Origin of the sequence: Roseovarius ramblicola (assembly GCF_042430665.1) — a bacterium.
Lineage (GTDB): Bacteria > Pseudomonadota > Alphaproteobacteria > Rhodobacterales > Rhodobacteraceae > Roseovarius > Roseovarius ramblicola.
Map to the genome: position 1 here is coordinate 16693 of NZ_JBHMEC010000019.1, position 18065 is coordinate 34757.

Sequence of the window (18065 nt, forward strand, 5' to 3'; positions counted from 1 at the left end):
AGCACAGGATTAGCGCCAGAGCACAAGAAATCAATACGCAACTTTAGAACAAAAAACTGCGACAATTGGCATAATAGTTGCGCTGCACCTGCATAATAGATAAAACGCACCAGATCAGGAAAAGGAAGCGATTCATGGCACATGACGGACAGGATATTGCGATGGCCAAGCCCACGATTCTGAGTGACCTGCTGGCGCTGACCGGGGCCGCGATTGCCCCGGTCGAGACCCTGCTGGAGCGCGCGAAATCCTCCGTTGCCGACCTTGTCACCGTCGATGGCCGGGTCTCCGGTTCCGCGATAGAGGCAAACCAGACCGCCGCGCATGGCCTCGCATGGATGGCCACTTACGTCGAATCGCTGCGCCAGATGCAGATTTGGGCCTCGCGGCTGGACGAGCAGGGCCAATTCGGAGAGGTGGAGCAGCTTATTCATCAGATCGCGTTCGGCGAATACCTGCATCAGATCGCCGGAGGCATCCAGATGAACCAGGGCGAGGTGGTGCGTCTGCAGGACCTGGGTCTTGGCTGGGATGCGCTCAGCGGCTTCCAGTGTGCCGAGGTGCAAGCGCTTATGGCCCGTGGCAACAGCCAGGCCGCGCGCACGCGGCTGGTGGAACTGATGCAGGAACGCGCCGCCGAGATCACCGTGGGGCGCAGCGGGCTCGATGACGAGCTCGAAATGATCCGCGAGCAATTCCGCCGCTTTGCGGTGGAAAAGGTCGAGCCCCATGCGCATGAGTGGCACCTCAAGGATGAGCTGATCCCGATGGAAATCATCGAGGAACTGGCGGAAATGGGTGTCTTCGGTCTGACCATCCCCGAGGAATATGGCGGGCTGGGCCTCAGCAAGGCGTCGATGGTCGTCGTCTCCGAGGAACTGAGCCGCGGATATATCGGCGTGGGCAGCCTCGGCACCCGGTCCGAGATCGCCGCGGAGCTCATCCTGTGCGGCGGCACCGAAGAGCAGAAGGAGAAGTGGCTGCCGAAACTCGCCAGCGGCGAAACCCTGCCGACGGCGGTGTTCACCGAGCCCAACACCGGCTCGGACCTCGGGTCCTTGCGCACCCGCGCGGTCCGGGACGACAACGGCGATTGGAAAGTGACCGGCAACAAGACCTGGATCACCCATGCCGCGCGCACCCACCTGATGACGCTGCTGGCGCGGACCAAGCCCGATACCACCGATCATCGCGGCCTGTCGATGTTCCTCGCCGAGAAGGAGCCGGGCACCGACGCGGCTCCCTTCCCCACCCCCGGCATGAGCGGCGGCGAGATCGAGGTGCTGGGCTATCGCGGCATGAAGGAATACGAGCTCGCCTTCGACAACTTCCACGTCAAGGGCGGGAATCTGCTGGGCGGCGAGGAAGGCAAGGGCTTCAAGCAGTTGATGGAAACCTTCGAGGCCGCCCGCATCCAGACCGCCGCCCGCGCCGTGGGCGTGGCGCAATCGGCGCTCGACGTCTCGATGCGCTACGCGCAGGACCGCAAGCAATTCGGCAAGCCGCTCATCGCGTTTCCCCGCGTGGCCAGCAAGCTCGCGATGATGGCGGTCGAGATCATGGTGGCGCGTCAGCTCACCTATTTCTCGGCCTGGGAAAAGGACAACGGCCGCCGCTGCGATCTCGAGGCCGGGATGGCCAAGCTGCTGGGTGCCCGCGTGGCCTGGTCGGCGGCGGATAACGGGTTGCAGATCCACGGCGGCAACGGCTTTGCGCTGGAATACACGATCAGCCGCATCCTGTGCGATGCGCGCATCCTCAACATCTTCGAGGGGGCCGCGGAAATCCAGGCACAGGTTGTGGCGCGGCGCCTGCTGGGCTGACGCGCGGCCCTTGCCAATCCGTCCGCGAGCGGCCAACAAAGGGGCATGGACGGCCACGCCTTCACCCTCGCGGGCGCATCCCTTGTCGCGCGGCCCTCGGGCGCACTCTACTGGGAGGCGCGAAACCTGCTGTGCGTCTCCGACCTGCACCTGGGCAAAGCGCTCCGCCGCGCCCGCAAGGGCGAGCCGCCGCTGCCCCCCTACGAGACTCGCGACACGCTGACCCGGCTTGAGTCGGATCTGCGCCGCACCGGGGCGACGACGGTGATCTGCCTCGGCGACAGCTTTGACGACACGCTGGCCGCCCTCGCCCTGCCCGCCGCGGAAAAGCTCTGGATCGCCAAGCTTCAGGCGGGCCGCCGCTGGGTCTGGATCGAGGGCAACCACGATCCCGGCCCGGTCGATCTCGGCGGCACGCACCTGGCCGAACTGCCAACCCCCCCGCTCACCTTTCGCCACATCGCGAATCCCGGCCAGTCGGGGGAAATCTCGGGGCACTACCACCCCAAGATGCGGCTCGCTCTGCGCGGCCAGTCGATCAGCCGCCCGGCCTTTCTCATCGACGGCGACCGGGTGATCCTGCCCGCCTATGGCACCTATACCGGCGGGCTCAACTGCGACGATCCGGCGCTGACCGGGCTCATGCGCCCCGAGGCGCTCGCCGTGCTCACCGGCCCCGTGACCCATGTCCTGCCCATGCGTCAGGGTGCGCGCCGATAGCCGCGCGGCCCCGGGGATGACAATATCATGACCCGCCGTGAAAACATTTGCCCAATCAGGCTTGATGTTCCATTCTACATCCTGCGTGATCGCTGCGGACGGCAGAGCATGTTCGATTGCGTTCGTTTTATCGGGAGAGGATACCATGCAGAAATCGGCATTTGGCGCGCTTCTGGCCGCCACCACCGCGTTGTCGCCGCTCGCCGCGACGGCCCAGACCGAAATCCAGTTCTGGCACGCCTTCACGGGGCGCCTGGGAGAGTTGGTGGCCGAGCAGGTCGAAACGTTCAACGAGAGCCAGAGCGACTATACGGTCAACGCCACCCACAAGGGCAACTATTCCGAGACGCTCAATGCCGGAATCGCCGCCTTTCGCGCCGGTGAGCAGCCGCATATCCTGATGGTGTTCGAGGTGGGCACCGCCACGATGATGGGGGCCAAGGGCGCGATCAAGCCGGTCTACGAGGTAATGGCCGGGGATGACTTCGACCCCGACGCCTATATCGGCGCGGTGAAGGGTTATTACACCACCACCGACGGGCAGATGCTGTCGCTGCCGTTCAACTCCTCCACCCCGGTGCTGTGGGTCAACCGTGACGCGCTCGAAGGTGCGGGCATCGACCCCGACACCGACCTGAGCACCTGGCAGAATGTCGATGCGGTTCTGGATCAACTGGCCGAGGCAGGCCACGATTGCCCGCTCACGACCGCCTGGCAGAGCTGGATTCACCTCGAAAACCTGTCGGCCTATCACGATGTGCCGTTTGCCACGCAGGACAACGGCTTTGCCGGGCTCGATACCGAACTGGCCTTCAACGGCCCGGTGCAGGTACAGCATATCGCGCAAATGGGCGAATGGGCCGACGAGGGCAAGTTCATCTATGCCGGTCGCCGCAACGAGGGCGGGGCCAATTTCCGCGCCGGGGAATGCGCGCTCTTCACCGAAAGCTCGGCGGGCTATGCGGGCATCAAGTCCGAGGCAAAGTTCGATTTCGACGTCCGCCCGCTGCCCTATTGGGATGGCGTCGAGGGCGCGCCGCAGAACACCATCATCGGCGGCGCGTCGCTCTGGGTGATGGAAGGGCATGATCCGGCGGAATACGAGGCGGCGGGGGCCTTCCTCAACTTCCTGTCGTCGCCCGAGATCCAGGCCAAATGGCACCAGGACACCGGATATCTGCCGATCACCACGGCGGCGGGCGAGCTGACTCGCGAGCAGGGCTTTTACAAGGAAAACCCCGGCACCGACGTGGCCGTGAAGCAAATGACGACCAACACGCCCACGGCCAATTCCAAGGGCTTGCGGCTCGGCTCCTTCGATCAGATCCGCGGCATTATCGACGAAGAGTTGGAGGCGGTCTGGTCCGGCGACAAGGACGCGCAGGCGGCACTTGATTCCGCAGTCGAGCGCGGCAACCAACTGCTGCGCCGCTTCGAGCGCGCCAGCAATTAATGGTTGAAAAGGGGGCGGGTGACCGCCCCCTAACCCCGCATGGAAAAACGCGTCACCTTCAAGGGCTGGCTTCTGCCGCTCTGCCTGATCGCGCCGCAGGTATTCATCTCTGCGGTGTTCTTCTTCTATCCCGCCGGACAGGCGGTGTGGCAATCGCTGTTCATCCCCGACCCGTTCGGTCTGTCGTCACAATTCGTCGGGCTGGAAAATTTCGAATATCTGCTCGGCGATCCCTATTACCGCTCCTCCTTCATCACCACCGCGATCTTTTCCACGCTGGTCACTCTCGCGGCGATGATTCCGGCGCTGTTTCTGGCGGTGATGGCCGACCGACTGGTGAAATCGGCGGGCGTCTACCGGACGCTGCTGATCTGGCCTTACGCGGTGGCCCCGGCGGTCGCGGGGGTCCTGTGGCTCTTCATGTTCAACACGCGGGTGGGCGTGGTGGCGTGGTATCTGGGGCAGTTGGGCTATGACTGGAACCATGTCCTCAATGAGGGCGAGGCGATGGGATTGGTCGTCGTCGCATCCGCCTGGGGGCGGATCAGTTACAACTTCCTGTTTTTCTTCGCCGCATTGCAGGCCGTCCCCCGCTCGATCATCGAGGCGGCGGCGATCGACGGCGCGCGGTTCTGGCGGCGGTTCTTCACCATCGTGCTGCCGCTGCTGTCGCCCACCACCTTCTTTCTGCTGGTCGTGAACATCGTCTATGCCTTCTTCGAGACGTTCGGGGTCATCCACACCATCACCTCCGGCGGGCCGCAACAGGCCACGACGATCCTCGTCTACAAGGTGTTCTCCGACGGGTTCGTCGGGCAGGATCTGGGATCATCAGCGGCGCAATCGGTGATCCTGCTCGTGGTCGTGGGCCTGCTGACGGTGCTGCAATTCAAGTATATCGAGAAACGGGTGCATTACTGATGGCAACCGAGATCACAGGCATGGTCGAAAAGCGCGGCTTTGGCCTGTGGCTCACCCATCTGGTGATGATCGCGGGCGTGCTGGTGATCTTCTTCCCGATCTGGCTCGCCTTTGTCGCCTCGACCGTCTCACAGCCCGAGATCGTGCAGCCGCCGATGCCGGTCTGGCCGGGCGATCAGTTCATCGAGAACTACACCGCCGCGCTCGTCTCGGGCGTCAACGTCCCAGTGGCGGTGATGCTGGGCAACTCATTGATCATGGCGGTGGGGATCGCCGTGGGCAAGATCATCATCTCGCTGCTATCGGCCTTCGCCATCGTCTATTTCCGCTTTCCGGCGCGCAATCTGTTCTTCTGGCTGATTTTCATCACACTGATGCTGCCCGTCGAGGTGCGCATCGTGCCCACCTATGAGGTGATCGCGGGGTTCGGCATGCTCAACAGCTATTCGGGGCTGATCTTTCCGCTCATTGCCTCGGCCACCGCGACCTTCCTCTTCCGGCAATTCTTCCTCACGGTGCCGGATGAATTGGCCGAGGCCGCGCGGGTGGACGGGGCGCGCCCGATGCGGTTCTTCTGGGATATCCTCTTGCCGATGAGCCGCACCAATATCGCAGCGCTCTTCGTGATCCTCTTCATCTATGGCTGGAACCAATACCTCTGGCCGCTGCTGATCACCACCGACCCGTCGATGAACACCATCGTGATGGGCATCAAGCAGATGTTCCCGTCGGGCGATGACGTGGCCGACTGGCCGGTTATCATGGCCACCTCGATCCTTGCGATGATCCCGCCGGTGGTGGTGGTCATCTCGATGCAGAAACTCTTTATCCGCGGCCTTGTGGACAGCGAGAAATAGGCGACATGGCAACCGTAGAACTGGACGATATCAGGAAACGCTTTGGCCCCACGGAGGTGATCAAGGGCGTGAGCGTCGATGTGGCGGATGGTGAGTTTATCGTCATCGTCGGGCCGTCGGGCTGTGGCAAGTCCACGCTGTTGCGCATGGTGGCGGGGCTGGAGACGATCACCGAGGGCGAGTTGCGCATCGGCGGCACCCGCGCCAATGACCTTGAGCCGATGGACCGCGACATTGCCATGGTGTTCCAGAATTACGCGCTCTACCCGCATATGAGCGTGGCGCAGAACATGGGCTATGGCCTGCGGATCGCGGGGCTGCCCAAGGCGGAGATCGCCGCCAAGGTGCAGGACGCGGCGGAGCTCTTGCAACTGACCGAACTGCTTGACCGCAAGCCGAAACAGCTCTCGGGCGGGCAGCGGCAGCGCGTCGCCATGGGCCGCGCCATCGTGCGCGCGCCGAAGGTGTTCCTGTTCGACGAGCCGCTGTCGAATCTCGACGCCAAGCTGCGGGTGCAGATGCGGCTGGAGATCCGCGAGTTGCAGGCGAAACTGGGGATCACGTCGCTTTACGTGACCCACGATCAGGTCGAGGCGATGACCATGGCCGACCGGATGATCGTGATGAACGAAGGGATCGCCGAGCAGATCGGCACGCCGCTCGATGTCTATGAACGTCCCGCGAGCCTATTCGCCGCGCAGTTCATCGGCAGCCCGTCGATGAACGTGGTCGAGGCCGAGGGCCGCGACGGCGCGCTGCATGTCGGTGACATGGCCCTGCCCAATCCTAGCCGCGTCTCAGGCCCCGTCATGCTCGGGCTGCGCCCCGAGCATCTGACGCCCGATCCCGACGGCGCGATCGCGATGGAGGTGCTGCTGGCCGAGCCGCTGGGGGCCAACACGCTGCTGCACGGCAGGCTCGCGGGCGGACAGAACTTTACCGCAAGCTTGCCGGGCGTCCACCACGCCGGGCATGGGCGCGAGACGCTTCGCCTCTCGATCGTGCCCGGCAACATGCACGTCTTCGACCGCAACACCGGGGCCCGGCTGGGCTGACCGCCCGCGCGCATCATCAGAAAAGGCTGCCCTGCCCCTCCGGCGGCTCCTTGGGTTTGCCCGGTTTGCGCGGCGCGGGCGCATCGCCGACCGCCAGCGTGCCATCGGCGAACTCGATCTCCAGCGCCCGCGCCGCCGCCGCCGCCGCCCGCGTCGTCACCAGCGTGCCGCCTGCGCGCACCACCGCATAGCCGCGTGCCAACGTCGCGCGATAGCCCAACGTCTCGCGCAGCCTGTCGAGCGCGTCCAGCCGGTCATGCCGCGCCGCGAGGTCGCGCCGTCCCGCCTCGGCGAGGCGCTGCGCCACCCGGCCCAGATCGCGCCGCTTCTGCGCCGTCTCGCGCTCCAGCGCGCCGATATTGAGCCGCGCGGCGGTGCCCGCCAGCCGCCGTCGCTCACCCACCAGCGCGCGGCGCAGGAGCGACGGGCGCAGCGCGCCCGCCGCCTCCGACAGCCGCACCCGGCGCATCTGCACCGACCGGATGAGCGCTGCGGGCAGCCGCTCGCCCCATGTATCGAGCCGCTGCCGCGCCCCCTCGATCAGCGTCTCCGGCCGGGGCAGCGCGCGCGCCAGATCGCGCAGCCGCTGCTCGCGCAGCCCGACCGCCTGCCCCTGCGCGTGCACCAGCCGCGCGCCCTGCCCCTCGAGCCAGGCCAGCAGGTCGCGCCGTACCGGCACCGCCAGTTCCGCCGCCGCCGTGGGCGTCGGCGCGCGCTTGTCGGAGGCGTGGTCGATAAGCGTGGTGTCGGTCTCGTGCCCCACCGCCGAGACAAGCGGGATCGCACTGTCGGCAGCCGCGCGCACCACATCCTCGTCGTTGAAACCCCACAGATCTTCCACCGATCCGCCGCCGCGCGCCACGATGATCAGGTCGGGCCGCGGCAGCGCGCCGCCGGTCATCAGCGCGTTGAAGCCGCGAATCGCGCGCGCGACCTCGGGCGCACAGCGCTCGCCCTGCACGGCGACGGGCCAGATCAGTACCTTGCGCGGGAACCGTTCGCGCAGGCGGTGCAGGATGTCGCGAATCACTGCCCCGGACGGCGAAGTGACCACGCCAATCACCTCCGGCAGATAGGGCAGCGATCGCTTGCGGCCGGCGTCGAACAGCCCCTCGGCGGCCAGTGCCTTGCGGCGTTTCTCCAGCATCGCCATCAGTGCGCCTTCGCCTGCGGGCACCATCTCCTCGATTACCATCTGGTAACGCGATTGGCCGCCGAAGGTGGTCAGCCGCCCGGTCGCCACCACCTCCATCCCCTCCTCGGGCTGCACGCCGAGCCGCCCGGCCACCCCTTTCCAGATCACCCCCGCCAGAACCGAGCGGTCGTCCTTGAGATCAAGATAGACGTGCCCCGAGCGCGGGCGTGCGATGCGACCCAACTCGCCGCGCACCCGCACGCGGCCGAATTCGCCCTCGATCACCCGCTTGACCGCGCCGGAAATCTCCGACACCGACATCTCGGGCAGGTTGCCGCGCGGGCCCTCCTCCTCGATCAGGTCGCTCATGCGCCGCCGCCTTCTCACCGCCTTGTGTCTGCCTGACTGCCACCCTAGAACGCGGCGCAGGCGAGGCCAAGGAGGTGCGGGCGATGAACATCCTCATTCTGGGCGGCGGCGGGCGCGAGCATGCGCTGGCCTGGGCGGCGCTACAGAACCCCAAATGCGACCGGCTGATCGTGGCACCCGGCAATGCCGGGATCGCGCAGATCGCCGAATGCGCGTCGCTCGACATCGACGACGGCGGCGCCGTGGCCACCTTCTGCGAGGTCGAGTCCGTGGATTTCGTCATCATCGGCCCCGAGGCCCCGCTCGCCGCCGGGGTGGCCGACCGGCTGCGCGAGGCGGGCATCAGCGTCTTCGGCCCCTCGCAGGAAGCCGCGCGGCTCGAGGCATCCAAGAGCTTCACCAAGGAAATCTGCGCGGCGGCGGGCGCGCCCACGGCCGCCCATGCCCATTTCACCGAGGCCGAGGCAGCCCGCGCCTACGTTCAGGCGCAGGGCGCGCCCATCGTGGTCAAGGCCGACGGTCTCGCCGCCGGCAAGGGCGTGATCGTGGCCGAGACCGAGGCACAGGCGCTCGACGCGGTTGACGAGATGTTCGGCGGCGCCTTCGGCGAGGCCGGGGCCGAGGTGGTGATCGAGGAGTTCATGACCGGGGAAGAAGCCAGCTTCTTCGTCCTGTGCGACGGCGAGACGGCGCTGCCCATCGGCACCGCGCAGGACCACAAGCGCGCGGGCGAGGGCGACACCGGCCCCAACACTGGCGGCATGGGGGCCTATTCCCCCGCCCCGGTGATGACCGACGCGGTCACGCAACGGGCCCTGGACGAGATCGTGCGCCCCGTGCTGGCCGAGATGGCCCGGCGCGGCACGCCCTATAGCGGCGTGCTGTTCGTGGGGCTGATGATCGCGGACGGCGCGCCCCGGCTGGTGGAATTCAACGTGCGTTTCGGCGACCCGGAATGCCAGGCCCTGATGATGCGGCTCGGCGGGCAGGCGCTCGACCTGATGCAGGCCACCGCCGAGGGGCGGCTTGCGGGGTGCACGGTCAACTGGGCCGACGATCACGCCTTGACCGTGGTGCTGGCGGCACGGGGCTATCCCGGCACCTACGAGAAGGGCAGCGTCATCGCCGGGCTGGAGGACTGCCCCGAGGACAGCTTTCATCAGGTATTCCACGCCGGCACGGCGCGCAAGGGCGGGCAATTCGTGGCCAGCGGCGGACGCGTGCTGGCGGCGACGGCGCGCAGTCACAGCTTGCGCGAAGCGGCGGACCGCGCCTATGCCCTGGTGGACCGTCTCGACTGGCCCGAGGGTTTCTGCCGCCGCGATATCGGCTGGCGCGCGTTGAAATGACGCTCGACACGGTCCCGCGCCAAGCCTATCCCGAGGGCGGGCAGGCCAAGGCGATCCTGGAGCTGATCCGCCGATGCTTTGCGTCGATGGAAGGCCGGATCGACCCGCCCTCCTCGATGCACCGCCTGACGGAAGAGGCCATCGACCGGCAGGCGCGCGAGGGCGAGGTCTGGATCATCGGAACCCCGCCGGTGGCCTGCGTGTTCCTGATCCCGCAGGCGGAGTGTCTATATCTGGGCAAGCTTGCGGTCGATGCGCCGTGGCGCGGACAGGGTCTTGCCGCGCGGCTGGTCGAGCACGCCGTAGACCGTGCCCGCGCCCTGGGCCGCGAGACGGTGGAAATACAGGTCCGCGTGGAATTGGTGGAAAACCACATGGCCTTCGCGAAGATGGGTTTCGTCAAGACGGGCGAAATCGCACATGACGGGTATGAGCGCCCCACCTCGGTCACGATGCGGCGCGCGGTGGGCTGACGGGCGCTCAGCCGCGCGCGTCGATCATCCGCTCCAGGTCGGCGCAGGCCGACACCGCGCCGCCAAACAACATATCGATATCCACGACCTCGACCACCCTGTCACCGTCGAGCCCTTCGGTCGGGGCGACGCCGATGATCGCCTCGGGGGCGGCGAGCCGCATCGCCACGACCAGCCGCGCCAGCGCGTCAAGACGCGCCGATGTGGTCAGCGACAGACCGATGATGCGCGGCGCGCTGCGCTCGACATGCGCGATGAGGGCCTCGTGGCCGGCCCCGGTCACAAGGTCGATCTCCCAGCCGCGCTCGCGGAACATGTCGGCGGCAACGGTGATGCCGATGCTGTGGTCCTCGCCCGGCACGGTGGCAAAGAGCGCATGACGCCGCGTGTCGAACGGAGCGGCACCGGGGAGGCGCTCGGCGCGCAGTGCGCGCATCAGGGCATAGAGATGCCCGGTGCCGGTGGTGACGTCGAGAAAGGAATACGCGTCGCGCTCCCACCCCTCGCCCAGCCGCCGCGCGGCGGCACCGATATAGCCCAGGTAGACGCCCATCCGCGTCACCCCCTCGGCACGCCGCGCCTCGATATATCGCAGGGCGGCCTCGGGACCGGGCCGGACCAGCGCCGCACAGAAATCGTCGATATCCGCATCCCGGATTTCGAGGGGTCCAAGAGCCCCCTGTCCCGGCGCCGTCCCGGCGAGACGCCGCAATACATCGCCCGCCAGCGCCTCGACGGCGTCAGGCGCAAACATCTTGCGCTTCAGAACAAAGCGCGACGCCGTCCGCGTGAACAACTCAGAGTCGAACGCCACATCGAGGTTGTCCATGATGTTCCTCCCTGCTGTCAACAATACGTGACAGTTCGATTCGCACAAGCCCGTGACCATGCAGGTGCAGCAAGCGGCGAGCCGGTGCTGACGCCGCGTCAAACCGTGCTATGTCCTGCGCGGACCAGAGGAGACGCGCCATGATCCGACTTATCCTTGCCCTGCTCCTGCTCGCCACCACTGCCACCGCGCAGGAGCGCCGCCCCAGCCATTGCATCGCCCTCGCCGATTCCGCGCCGGGGCTGCAATACCTGCACAAAGCCGGCTACCGCGATCCGCTGCCCGATCACACGGTGCGCATCCGCTACGTCACCCACGCCTCGTTCCTGATCCAGGCTGGCGGGCTGTCGGCGGTGACGGATTACGCGGGCTTTCTCGGCAGCGCGCCCTTCACCCCCGACGTGGTAACCATGAACCATGCCCATTCCACGCATTTCACCACCAACCCCGATCCGGCGGTCCCCCATGTCCTGCGCGGCTGGGGCGAGTTCGGCGAGGGGGTGGACCATCATCTCGATCTCGGCGCGATGCTCATCCGCAACGTCTCCACCGATATCCGGCTGGGCAGCGACGGGCGCGAACCGGCTGGCAACTCGATCTTCGTATTCGAGGCCGAGGGGCTGTGCATCGCCCATCTGGGCCACCTGCACCACGAACCGGCCGAGGACCAATACGCAGCCCTCGGGCGGATGGACGTGGTCATGGCACCGGTGGATGGCGGCTACACCATGGCGCTCGACAGCGTGATGGCGGTGCTGCGCAGGATGGAGGCCAGCATCGTCATACCGATGCACTGGTTCACCGATGCCGGGCTCGAGCGGTTCCTTTCGGGCATGGAGGGCAGCTTCGCGATCGAGCGCCCCGGCACCAGCGAGATCGAGGTCTCGCTGCGCAGCCTGCCCGAGCGGCCGACCATCCTGGTGCTGCGCCCGGCCTGGCTCCGCACGGACGAGTGACGCCTCACTCCGGGCGCGGCAGCGCGACAAGGCCCAGCTCCCGCGCGCTCTTCAGCGACAGGATATCGCTGTCAAGCCCACGCGCCGCCTGATAGCGTCGGATCGCGGCACGGGTCCGCTTATCCGTCCGCCCCGTCACCGGCCCGGTATGCAGCGCCCGCGCGATCAGCGCGCGTTGCAGCGAGGCGATGAAATCGGGGGTCTGCACCGCCGGGCAGGGCGTCTCGATCCAGCGCACGCGCCGTTCCTCGACGATCGCCTGCCGCGTTTCGGTGGCATAGCGCGCAGGCGCGATCACGCGCCCGTCGGGCGCGGTGACGGCGGGGGCGGTCTGCACCTGCTCGGTGACGGTCTCCACCACCGCGGGTGAGACCTGCCTGCCCCAGCAGGTGCCGGGCGGCGCGCCGGGCGGGGCCTCTGCAAGGCCCGGCGGCGGGCCGCCGGGCACCTGCGACACGGGCTGACAGGCGGCGAGCGCGAGGATCAGCGCGGCGGCGGGAGACGAGCGGCGGGGCATGGGCGGTGGATCGGTCCGGATCGGGGCTGTCGGGGCCGAGCCTAGCCGGTTTCCCCCGGCGGGGGAAGCGGCGCAGAACCGGCATCCGCCAGCCGGTCGAGCATCTCCGAGATGTCCTCGATCACCTCGGCCACGAGGTGCATCACCCCCGCCTGCCGCTCGACCCGGCCCGTCACCCGCAAGAGCCGCCCGGCGATCACCGCACGGCGGAACCGCTCGAACAGCGTGCGCCAGACGATGACATTGACCACCCCGGTCTCGTCCTCGAGCGTGAGAAACACCACGCCGCTCGCCGTGCCCGGCCGCTGCCGCAGGATCACCAGCCCCGCCACCGCCACGCGCCCCCCCGCCGGCACCTCTGGCAGGCGGGCGGCGACAAGCGCGTCGGGCGGGTGGGGCGGGTGGGGCGGGTGGACGATCATGAGAACAAAAATAGAACGGATGCCCGCGCCTGCAACTCTTTTTCCCGGTGCGCGGCAAATGGGGCTGGCCTCTGGGCAGGCGGTTGACTACGTAGCCTTCTGAACTGCTGTCAGAGGAGAATCCCGCATCATGGCGAAGATCACCTATATCGAGCACAACGGCACGCGCCACGAGGTCGAGGTGGCCACCGGTCTGACGGTGATGGAGGGCGCGCGCGACAACGGCATCCCGGGCATCGAGGCCGATTGCGGCGGTGCCTGCGCCTGCTCGACCTGCCATGTCTATGTCGATCCCGCCTGGGTGGACAAGCTTCCCGCGCGCGAGGACATGGAAGAGGACATGCTCGATTTCGCCTACGAGCCCGACCCGAAACGCTCGCGACTGACCTGCCAGCTCAAGGTGAGCGACGCCCTCGACGGTCTGGTGGTGCAGATGCCCGAGCGCCAGATCTGATCGCCATGCGCGGCCTCGCCCTGATCGCCGCGCTGCTGCTGCCGGGGCTGGCGGCGGCGCAGGCAATCACCGTGGCCCGCTATGCCGACCCCGCCGACCGCTACGGCCACCGGGTGCTGGGCGCGGGCGGCGAATGGGGCGCAATGCTGCTCACCCTCGACGACGGCACCACCCGCCGCGTCACCCTGCCCGAAACCCTCGTCTTCGAGGATATCGCCCCCCGCCTCGCCGACCTCGACGGCGACGGCACGCCCGAGGTGATCGTGGTGGAATCGAGCCTGCGCCACGGCGCGCGCCTCGCCATCCATGGCCCCGGGGGCCGCATCGCCGCCACACCGCATATCGGCAGGCGCAACCGCTGGCTCGCCCCGGTGGGTGCCGCCGATCTCGACGGCGACGGGCACATGGAAATCGCCTATATCGACCGCCCGCATCTCGCGCAGGTGCTGCGGGTCTGGCGCTTCCGCGACGGCGCGCTGACCCGGGTGGCCGATGCAAGCGGCCTCACCAACCACAAGATCGGCTGGGATTTCATCCCCGGCGGCATCCGCCACTGCGGCGAATTTCCCGAGATGATCACGGCAGTGTCAGGCTGGTCACAGATCGTAGCCACACGCCTTGTCGGCGACAGGGTCTTGAGCGCCCCCATCGGCCCCTATGTCGGCCCCGACAGCCTCGCCGCAGCGCTCGCCTGCCCCTGATCTTCTTCCTGCCTCAAATACCCAAGGCCGCTCACCCATTGCGTCACCCCGCGTCGGTTCGCCCACGCCGGTCTGCCCGCAGCGCGGCATAAAGCACATGGGTCCGCCAGCGCCCGTTGATCTGAAGATAGCTCTGCGCCACGCCCTCGTACTTGAAGCCGCATTTCTCCAAGAGCCCCCGCGACGCCGCGTTCTCGGGCAGGCAGGCGGCCTCGATCCGGCTCAGGTCGAGCCGCCCAAAGGCGTGATGCACCATCCCGGTAATGGCCTCGGCCATGTAGCCCTGCCGCGCGTGCGGCGCACCGATCCAGTAGCCGAGATTGCCCGATTGCGCCGGTCCGCGACGGATGTTGTCGAGCGTGATCGCCCCCAGAAGTACCCCGTCCTCGCGCCGTATCAGGAACAGCGGCAGCGCACTGCCCCCGGCTATCGCCCGCTGCGCCCACCAAACCCGGTTGGAAAACCCCTTGCGCGACAGGTGATCGGGGGCCCAAGCAGGCTCCCACGGGATGAGGAAATCGGCACTCTCGGCGCGCAAGCCGCTCCAGTCCCGGAAATCCGCCATCACCGGCTGGCGCAGGGTCAGACGCCCGGTCTCGATCCTGACCGACCGCCGCGGCAGGAGAAACATCAGGCCGCGCGCCGCGCATCGAGGCTGGCGAGGTCCGCAGCCCCTGCCACCGGCCCATAGAGCGCCAGCGCCGAAGGCGCCCGCGCCACCGTGGTCTCGGCCACCCGCCGCACATCCCCGAGCGTGACCGCGTCGATCCGCTCCACCACCTCGGCCACCTCCGGCACCCGACCCCAGATCTGCAGCATCCGCGCCAGCCGCTCGGCACGGTTACCGGGGCTTTCCAGCCCCATCAACAGCCCCGCTTTCATCTGCACGCGCGCGCGCTCCACCTCGGCGACGCTCATGTCCCCGGCGGCGCGCTTCATCTCGTCGATGGTGATCCCGCCAAGCTCGCCCGCCGCCTCGGCAGAAGTGCCGGCATAGATCGTCATCATGCCGGTATCGGCATAGGCCCCGGCCTGGGCAAAGATCGTGTAGCACAGCCCACGCCGCTCGCGCACCTCCTGGAACAGCCGCGACGACATCGAGCCACCGAGCGCGGTGGCATAGATCTGCGCCGCGTGGATATCGTCATGGGCGTAATCCGGCCCCTCGAAGGCCAGCGCCATATGCGCCTGCTCCAGCGCCTTCTCGCGCCTCACCTCGCCGCCCTTGAACCGCGCACGCGGTGGCTCGGCCACCGGCGCGGAAGCCATGTCGCCGAACATCTCCTCGGCCAGCCGCACCAGCGCATCGTGATCCACCGCTCCGGCGGCAGAGAGCACCATCTGACCGGGCCGGTAATGGCGGTCCACGAACCCCTCCAGATCCGGTCGGTCAAAGCCGCGCACCCGCTCCTCGGGGCCCAGGATCGTGCGGCCCAGCGGGTGATCGGGATAGGCGCGCTCCTGCAACCAGTCAAAGATGATGTCGTCGGGCGTATCGAGCGCCTGCCCGATCTCCTGCAGGATCACGCCGCGCTCCACCTCGATCTCGCGGGCGTCAAAGGCCGGGTTGCGCAGGATATCGGCCAGCACGTCGGTCGCGAGGCCGACATCCTCCTTGAGCACCCGCGCGTAATAGGCCGTCACCTCGCGCGAGGTATATGCGTTGATATAGCCGCCCACGTCCTCGATCGCCTCGGCGATCTGCACCGCGCTGCGCCGCGCCGTGCCCTTGAACGCCATGTGTTCGAGGAAATGCGCAATGCCGTTCTGTTGCGCCTCCTCGTGGCGCGCACCGGCCAGAACCCAGACGCCCACGGCGGCCGATTGCAGCCCCGGCATGGCCTCGGTGACGACGCGGAATCCGTTGGGGAGGGTGGTCAGGTTGACACTCAATTGGCAATCCGTTCCTTGATCAGGGTCTCTATGGCGCGCAGGTCGTTGCCGACCCGTGTCACGCGTTCTGCGCGGTCATACAGGTCCGCCATGCGCTCGGGCAAGGGGGCGTGAACGTCGCTCGCCTCTTCCACCGCCGCCGGAAACTTCGCCGGGTGCGCGGTGGCGAGCGTGATCATCGGCACGCCGGGACGGCGATGCGCGTCGGCCACATGCACGCCCACGGCGCTGTGCGGACAGAGCAATTCGCCGCTGCGCTCCCAGGTGGCACGGATCGCGGCGCGGGTCTCGTCCTCACCCGCGCGCCCCGAATCGAACACCTCGCGCAACGCCTGCAAGGCCCCCTGACTGACCGCGAAACCACCCGATTTCAGCTCGTCCATCACCTGCCCCACGGCGCGCCCGTCCTGCCCGTAGGCGTAGTAGAGCGCACGCTCGAAATTCGATGACACCTGGATATCCATCGACGGGCTGATCGTCGGCGCAACCCCGTCGGGCCGATACTCACCGCTGCTCAGACACCGGTGCAGGATATCGTTCTGATTGGTCGCCACCACCAGCCGGTCGATGGGCAGCCCCATTTGCTTGGCGATATAGCCCGCGAAGATATCCCCGAAATTCCCCGTGGGCACGGTGAACGACACCTTGCGGTCCGGCGCGCCGAGGCTCACCGCAGAGGTGAAATAATACACCACCTGCGCCAGAACCCGCGCCCAGTTGATGCTGTTCACGCCCGCCAGCCGCACGCCGTCGCGAAACTCGAAATCGTTGAACATGTCCTTCACGCGCGCCTGCGCGTCGTCGAAATGCCCGTCGATGGCCAGCGCGTGCACATTGGCCTCGGCGGGTGTGGTCATCTGCCGCCGCTGCACCTCGGACACACGGCCATGTGGGTAAAAGATGAACACGTCCACCGCATCCAGGCCCCGGAACGCCTCGATCGCCGCCGACCCGGTGTCGCCGCTCGTCGCGCCCACGATGCACACGCGCCGCCCCGAGCGCGTCAATGACGCCTCGAAAAGCTGCCCGATGAGCTGCATGGCGAAATCCTTGAACGCCAGCGTCGGGCCGTGGAACAGCTCCAACAGGAAATGCCCGCTATCCAACTGCTTCAAAGGTGCCCGCGCCGCGTGGCCGAACCCCGCATAGGCCCGCGCGATGATCGCCCGGAACTCGTCATCGGTAAAGGCATCGCCGATGAACGGCCGCATCACCCGGAACGCGGCCTCCTCATAGCTCACCCCCTCCAGCGCGCGGATATCCCCGGCGCTCATCTGCGGAATGCTTTCGGGCAGATAGAGCCCGCCATCGCGCGCCAGCCCAGTCAGCATCGCCTCTTCAAAGCTGAGCGAGGGTGCCTGCCCCCGCGTCGAGATATACCTCATTGCCCTGCCCCTTTCGCGGCGCGGCGTCCCCGCCAGATGAAAGCCCCGGTCATCGCGGCCCATATGGCGGCCAGCGAAAACCACGTGATCGCATAATTGAGGTGATCGTTCGGAATGCCGCGCGTGTCTACCGGCAGCGGCGTCACGCCCTGTTCCGGCGGCGACAGCTCGCGCGCGATGATCATCAGCGGCTCGGTCCCCAGCACCTCCGCCATCTGCGCGATATCGCGGGCGAACCACATGTTGCCCGGCACGTCGTTCTCGGGCGTCGAACTCAGCCGGTCATCGGGCCAATGCAGGTTGCCGGTCACCGTCACCGCCCCCGCCGGCGCGGGAATGTCTTCCCCCACCTTGATGAACCCGCGATCCAGCAGCACCCGCCGCGTGCCGGTATCCAGCGCCGAGATCAGGCGATAGCCCGCCCCCACCTGCTTGCGGCTCACCAGAACCCGCAGCGTGCGTGCGCTCATCCCGCCGGTCACGCGCACCGGCAGGTAACGGTCGGCTTCGGGGTCCGCGTCATCGGGCAGCGCCACCGGCGCGGCCGAAATGCGCGCCTCGATATCGGCGAGGATGCCCTCCTTCCACGCCAGCCGGTCAAGCTGCCACTTGCCCAGCCCCAACAGCACCGCCACACCGGCGATGCCGAAAATCAGGGGGATCACAACGCTTTTCCGCATGCCTTGCCTTCAAAAGGAAAATGCGGGGAAGGAAAACCCCGCATCTTCATCTTGCCAGAAATACTCGCTTGCA

The 18065-nt window shown here is 67.3% G+C and carries 19 protein-coding genes; 11 read left to right on the forward strand and 8 right to left on the reverse strand.

Annotated elements, in window-relative coordinates; translation table 11 throughout:
• Positions 1-134 precede the first annotated feature (134 nt).
• The 6 genes from ACFFU4_RS13985 (at position 135) to ACFFU4_RS14010 (ending at position 6829) form a co-directional block, all read left to right on the forward strand.
• On the forward strand, positions 135-1823 hold the full coding sequence (locus tag ACFFU4_RS13985; RefSeq protein ID WP_377070413.1) for an acyl-CoA dehydrogenase family protein: 1689 nt from the start codon (positions 135-137) through the stop codon (positions 1821-1823).
• 45 nt (positions 1824-1868) lie between these two features.
• Positions 1869-2543 carry a ligase-associated DNA damage response endonuclease PdeM gene (pdeM, locus tag ACFFU4_RS13990; protein ID WP_377070414.1) on the forward strand — a complete coding sequence of 225 codons (675 nt, stop codon included), beginning with the start codon at positions 1869-1871 and terminating at the stop codon, positions 2541-2543.
• Positions 2544-2688: 145 nt separating this feature from the next.
• Entirely contained in the window at positions 2689-3996 is a 1308-nt protein-coding gene (ugpB, locus tag ACFFU4_RS13995) for a sn-glycerol-3-phosphate ABC transporter substrate-binding protein UgpB (RefSeq protein ID WP_377070415.1), read from the forward strand.
• A gap of 39 nt (positions 3997-4035) precedes the next feature.
• Entirely contained in the window at positions 4036-4917 is an 882-nt protein-coding gene (gene ugpA / locus ACFFU4_RS14000; RefSeq protein WP_377070416.1) for a sn-glycerol-3-phosphate ABC transporter permease UgpA, read from the forward strand.
• Positions 4918-4937: 20 nt separating this feature from the next.
• Positions 4938-5774, forward strand: coding sequence for a sn-glycerol-3-phosphate ABC transporter permease UgpE (ugpE, locus tag ACFFU4_RS14005; protein ID WP_377070498.1), 837 nt, complete (start codon positions 4938-4940; stop codon positions 5772-5774).
• A 5-nt stretch (positions 5775-5779) separates the two neighbouring features.
• Positions 5780-6829 carry an ABC transporter ATP-binding protein gene (locus tag ACFFU4_RS14010; protein ID WP_377070417.1) on the forward strand — a complete coding sequence of 350 codons (1050 nt, stop codon included), beginning with the start codon at positions 5780-5782 and terminating at the stop codon, positions 6827-6829.
• Between the two features lie 16 nt (positions 6830-6845).
• On the opposite strand, the gene xseA is transcribed toward ACFFU4_RS14010, so the two are convergent.
• Positions 6846-8333: an exodeoxyribonuclease VII large subunit gene (gene xseA, locus ACFFU4_RS14015; RefSeq protein ID WP_377070418.1), complete on the reverse strand. Its 1488-nt coding sequence runs from the start codon at positions 8331-8333 to the stop codon at positions 6846-6848.
• A gap of 83 nt (positions 8334-8416) precedes the next feature.
• Here xseA and purD point away from each other — a divergent pair, with 83 nt between their 5' ends.
• Together purD and ACFFU4_RS14025 are read left to right on the forward strand one after the other, a co-directional pair.
• Complete coding sequence (purD, locus tag ACFFU4_RS14020; protein WP_377070419.1) at positions 8417-9682, forward strand: phosphoribosylamine--glycine ligase; 1266 nt, start codon at positions 8417-8419, stop codon at positions 9680-9682.
• On the forward strand, positions 9679-10155 hold the full coding sequence (locus tag ACFFU4_RS14025; protein ID WP_377070420.1) for a GNAT family N-acetyltransferase: 477 nt from the start codon (positions 9679-9681) through the stop codon (positions 10153-10155). Before purD ends, ACFFU4_RS14025 begins: the two co-directional genes overlap by 4 nt.
• Positions 10156-10162: 7 nt before the next feature.
• Here ACFFU4_RS14025 and ACFFU4_RS14030 read toward each other — a convergent pair whose 3' ends face one another.
• Entirely contained in the window at positions 10163-10984 is an 822-nt protein-coding gene (locus ACFFU4_RS14030; RefSeq protein WP_377070421.1) for a cobalamin B12-binding domain-containing protein, read from the reverse strand.
• A gap of 140 nt (positions 10985-11124) precedes the next feature.
• Between ACFFU4_RS14030 and ACFFU4_RS14035 the strand changes: the two genes are divergently transcribed.
• On the forward strand, positions 11125-11940 hold the full coding sequence (locus tag ACFFU4_RS14035; RefSeq protein ID WP_377070422.1) for an MBL fold metallo-hydrolase: 816 nt from the start codon (positions 11125-11127) through the stop codon (positions 11938-11940).
• A 4-nt stretch (positions 11941-11944) separates the two neighbouring features.
• Here the strand turns inward: ACFFU4_RS14035 and ACFFU4_RS14040 are convergent, their stop codons facing one another.
• Both ACFFU4_RS14040 and ACFFU4_RS14045 read right to left on the reverse strand, forming a co-directional pair.
• Positions 11945-12457 carry a peptidoglycan-binding domain-containing protein gene (locus ACFFU4_RS14040; protein ID WP_377070423.1) on the reverse strand — a complete coding sequence of 171 codons (513 nt, stop codon included), beginning with the start codon at positions 12455-12457 and terminating at the stop codon, positions 11945-11947.
• Between the two features lie 41 nt (positions 12458-12498).
• Positions 12499-12879, reverse strand: coding sequence for an OB-fold nucleic acid binding domain-containing protein (locus tag ACFFU4_RS14045; protein WP_377070424.1), 381 nt, complete (start codon positions 12877-12879; stop codon positions 12499-12501).
• A 130-nt stretch (positions 12880-13009) separates the two neighbouring features.
• Here ACFFU4_RS14045 and ACFFU4_RS14050 point away from each other — a divergent pair, with 130 nt between their 5' ends.
• Both ACFFU4_RS14050 and ACFFU4_RS14055 read left to right on the forward strand, forming a co-directional pair.
• Positions 13010-13333, forward strand: a complete 324-nt coding sequence (locus ACFFU4_RS14050; RefSeq protein ID WP_377070425.1) for a 2Fe-2S iron-sulfur cluster-binding protein — start codon at positions 13010-13012, stop codon at positions 13331-13333.
• A 5-nt stretch (positions 13334-13338) separates the two neighbouring features.
• Positions 13339-14034, forward strand: a complete 696-nt coding sequence (locus ACFFU4_RS14055; RefSeq protein WP_377070426.1) for an FG-GAP repeat domain-containing protein — start codon at positions 13339-13341, stop codon at positions 14032-14034.
• A gap of 43 nt (positions 14035-14077) precedes the next feature.
• Here the strand turns inward: ACFFU4_RS14055 and ACFFU4_RS14060 are convergent, their stop codons facing one another.
• From ACFFU4_RS14060 to ACFFU4_RS14075, 4 genes are read right to left on the reverse strand one after another with little or no spacing between them, the layout of a single operon-like run.
• Positions 14078-14665, reverse strand: a complete 588-nt coding sequence (locus ACFFU4_RS14060) for a GNAT family N-acetyltransferase (protein WP_377070427.1) — start codon at positions 14663-14665, stop codon at positions 14078-14080.
• Positions 14665-15927 (reverse strand): M16 family metallopeptidase, encoded by a 1263-nt coding sequence (locus ACFFU4_RS14065; protein ID WP_377070428.1) that lies wholly within the window; start codon positions 15925-15927, stop codon positions 14665-14667. The genes ACFFU4_RS14060 and ACFFU4_RS14065 overlap by 1 nt, the downstream gene beginning before the upstream one ends.
• Positions 15924-17312: a threonine synthase gene (gene thrC / locus ACFFU4_RS14070; RefSeq protein ID WP_377070429.1), complete on the reverse strand. Its 1389-nt coding sequence runs from the start codon at positions 17310-17312 to the stop codon at positions 15924-15926. The genes ACFFU4_RS14065 and thrC overlap by 4 nt, the downstream gene beginning before the upstream one ends.
• Positions 17309-17992 (reverse strand): SURF1 family protein, encoded by a 684-nt coding sequence (locus tag ACFFU4_RS14075; RefSeq protein WP_377070430.1) that lies wholly within the window; start codon positions 17990-17992, stop codon positions 17309-17311. The genes thrC and ACFFU4_RS14075 overlap by 4 nt, the downstream gene beginning before the upstream one ends.
• Positions 17993-18065 lie beyond the last annotated feature (73 nt).

Coding starts and splice junctions, on each gene's coding strand:
- ACFFU4_RS13985 (WP_377070413.1), top strand. CDS start 135: ATGGCACATGACGGACAGGATATTGCGATGGCCAAGCCCACGATTCTG.
- pdeM (WP_377070414.1), top strand. CDS start 1,869: ATGGACGGCCACGCCTTCACCCTCGCGGGCGCATCCCTTGTCGCGCGG.
- ugpB (WP_377070415.1), top strand. CDS start 2,689: ATGCAGAAATCGGCATTTGGCGCGCTTCTGGCCGCCACCACCGCGTTG.
- ugpA (WP_377070416.1), top strand. CDS start 4,036: ATGGAAAAACGCGTCACCTTCAAGGGCTGGCTTCTGCCGCTCTGCCTG.
- ugpE (WP_377070498.1), top strand. CDS start 4,938: ATGGTCGAAAAGCGCGGCTTTGGCCTGTGGCTCACCCATCTGGTGATG.
- ACFFU4_RS14010 (WP_377070417.1), top strand. CDS start 5,780: ATGGCAACCGTAGAACTGGACGATATCAGGAAACGCTTTGGCCCCACG.
- xseA (WP_377070418.1), bottom strand. CDS start 8,333: ATGAGCGACCTGATCGAGGAGGAGGGCCCGCGCGGCAACCTGCCCGAG.
- purD (WP_377070419.1), top strand. CDS start 8,417: ATGAACATCCTCATTCTGGGCGGCGGCGGGCGCGAGCATGCGCTGGCC.
- ACFFU4_RS14025 (WP_377070420.1), top strand. CDS start 9,679: ATGACGCTCGACACGGTCCCGCGCCAAGCCTATCCCGAGGGCGGGCAG.
- ACFFU4_RS14030 (WP_377070421.1), bottom strand. CDS start 10,984: ATGGACAACCTCGATGTGGCGTTCGACTCTGAGTTGTTCACGCGGACG.
- ACFFU4_RS14035 (WP_377070422.1), top strand. CDS start 11,125: ATGATCCGACTTATCCTTGCCCTGCTCCTGCTCGCCACCACTGCCACC.
- ACFFU4_RS14040 (WP_377070423.1), bottom strand. CDS start 12,457: ATGCCCCGCCGCTCGTCTCCCGCCGCCGCGCTGATCCTCGCGCTCGCC.
- ACFFU4_RS14045 (WP_377070424.1), bottom strand. CDS start 12,879: ATGATCGTCCACCCGCCCCACCCGCCCCACCCGCCCGACGCGCTTGTC.
- ACFFU4_RS14050 (WP_377070425.1), top strand. CDS start 13,010: ATGGCGAAGATCACCTATATCGAGCACAACGGCACGCGCCACGAGGTC.
- ACFFU4_RS14055 (WP_377070426.1), top strand. CDS start 13,339: ATGCGCGGCCTCGCCCTGATCGCCGCGCTGCTGCTGCCGGGGCTGGCG.
- ACFFU4_RS14060 (WP_377070427.1), bottom strand. CDS start 14,665: ATGTTTCTCCTGCCGCGGCGGTCGGTCAGGATCGAGACCGGGCGTCTG.
- thrC (WP_377070429.1), bottom strand. CDS start 17,312: ATGAGGTATATCTCGACGCGGGGGCAGGCACCCTCGCTCAGCTTTGAA.
- ACFFU4_RS14075 (WP_377070430.1), bottom strand. CDS start 17,992: ATGCGGAAAAGCGTTGTGATCCCCCTGATTTTCGGCATCGCCGGTGTG.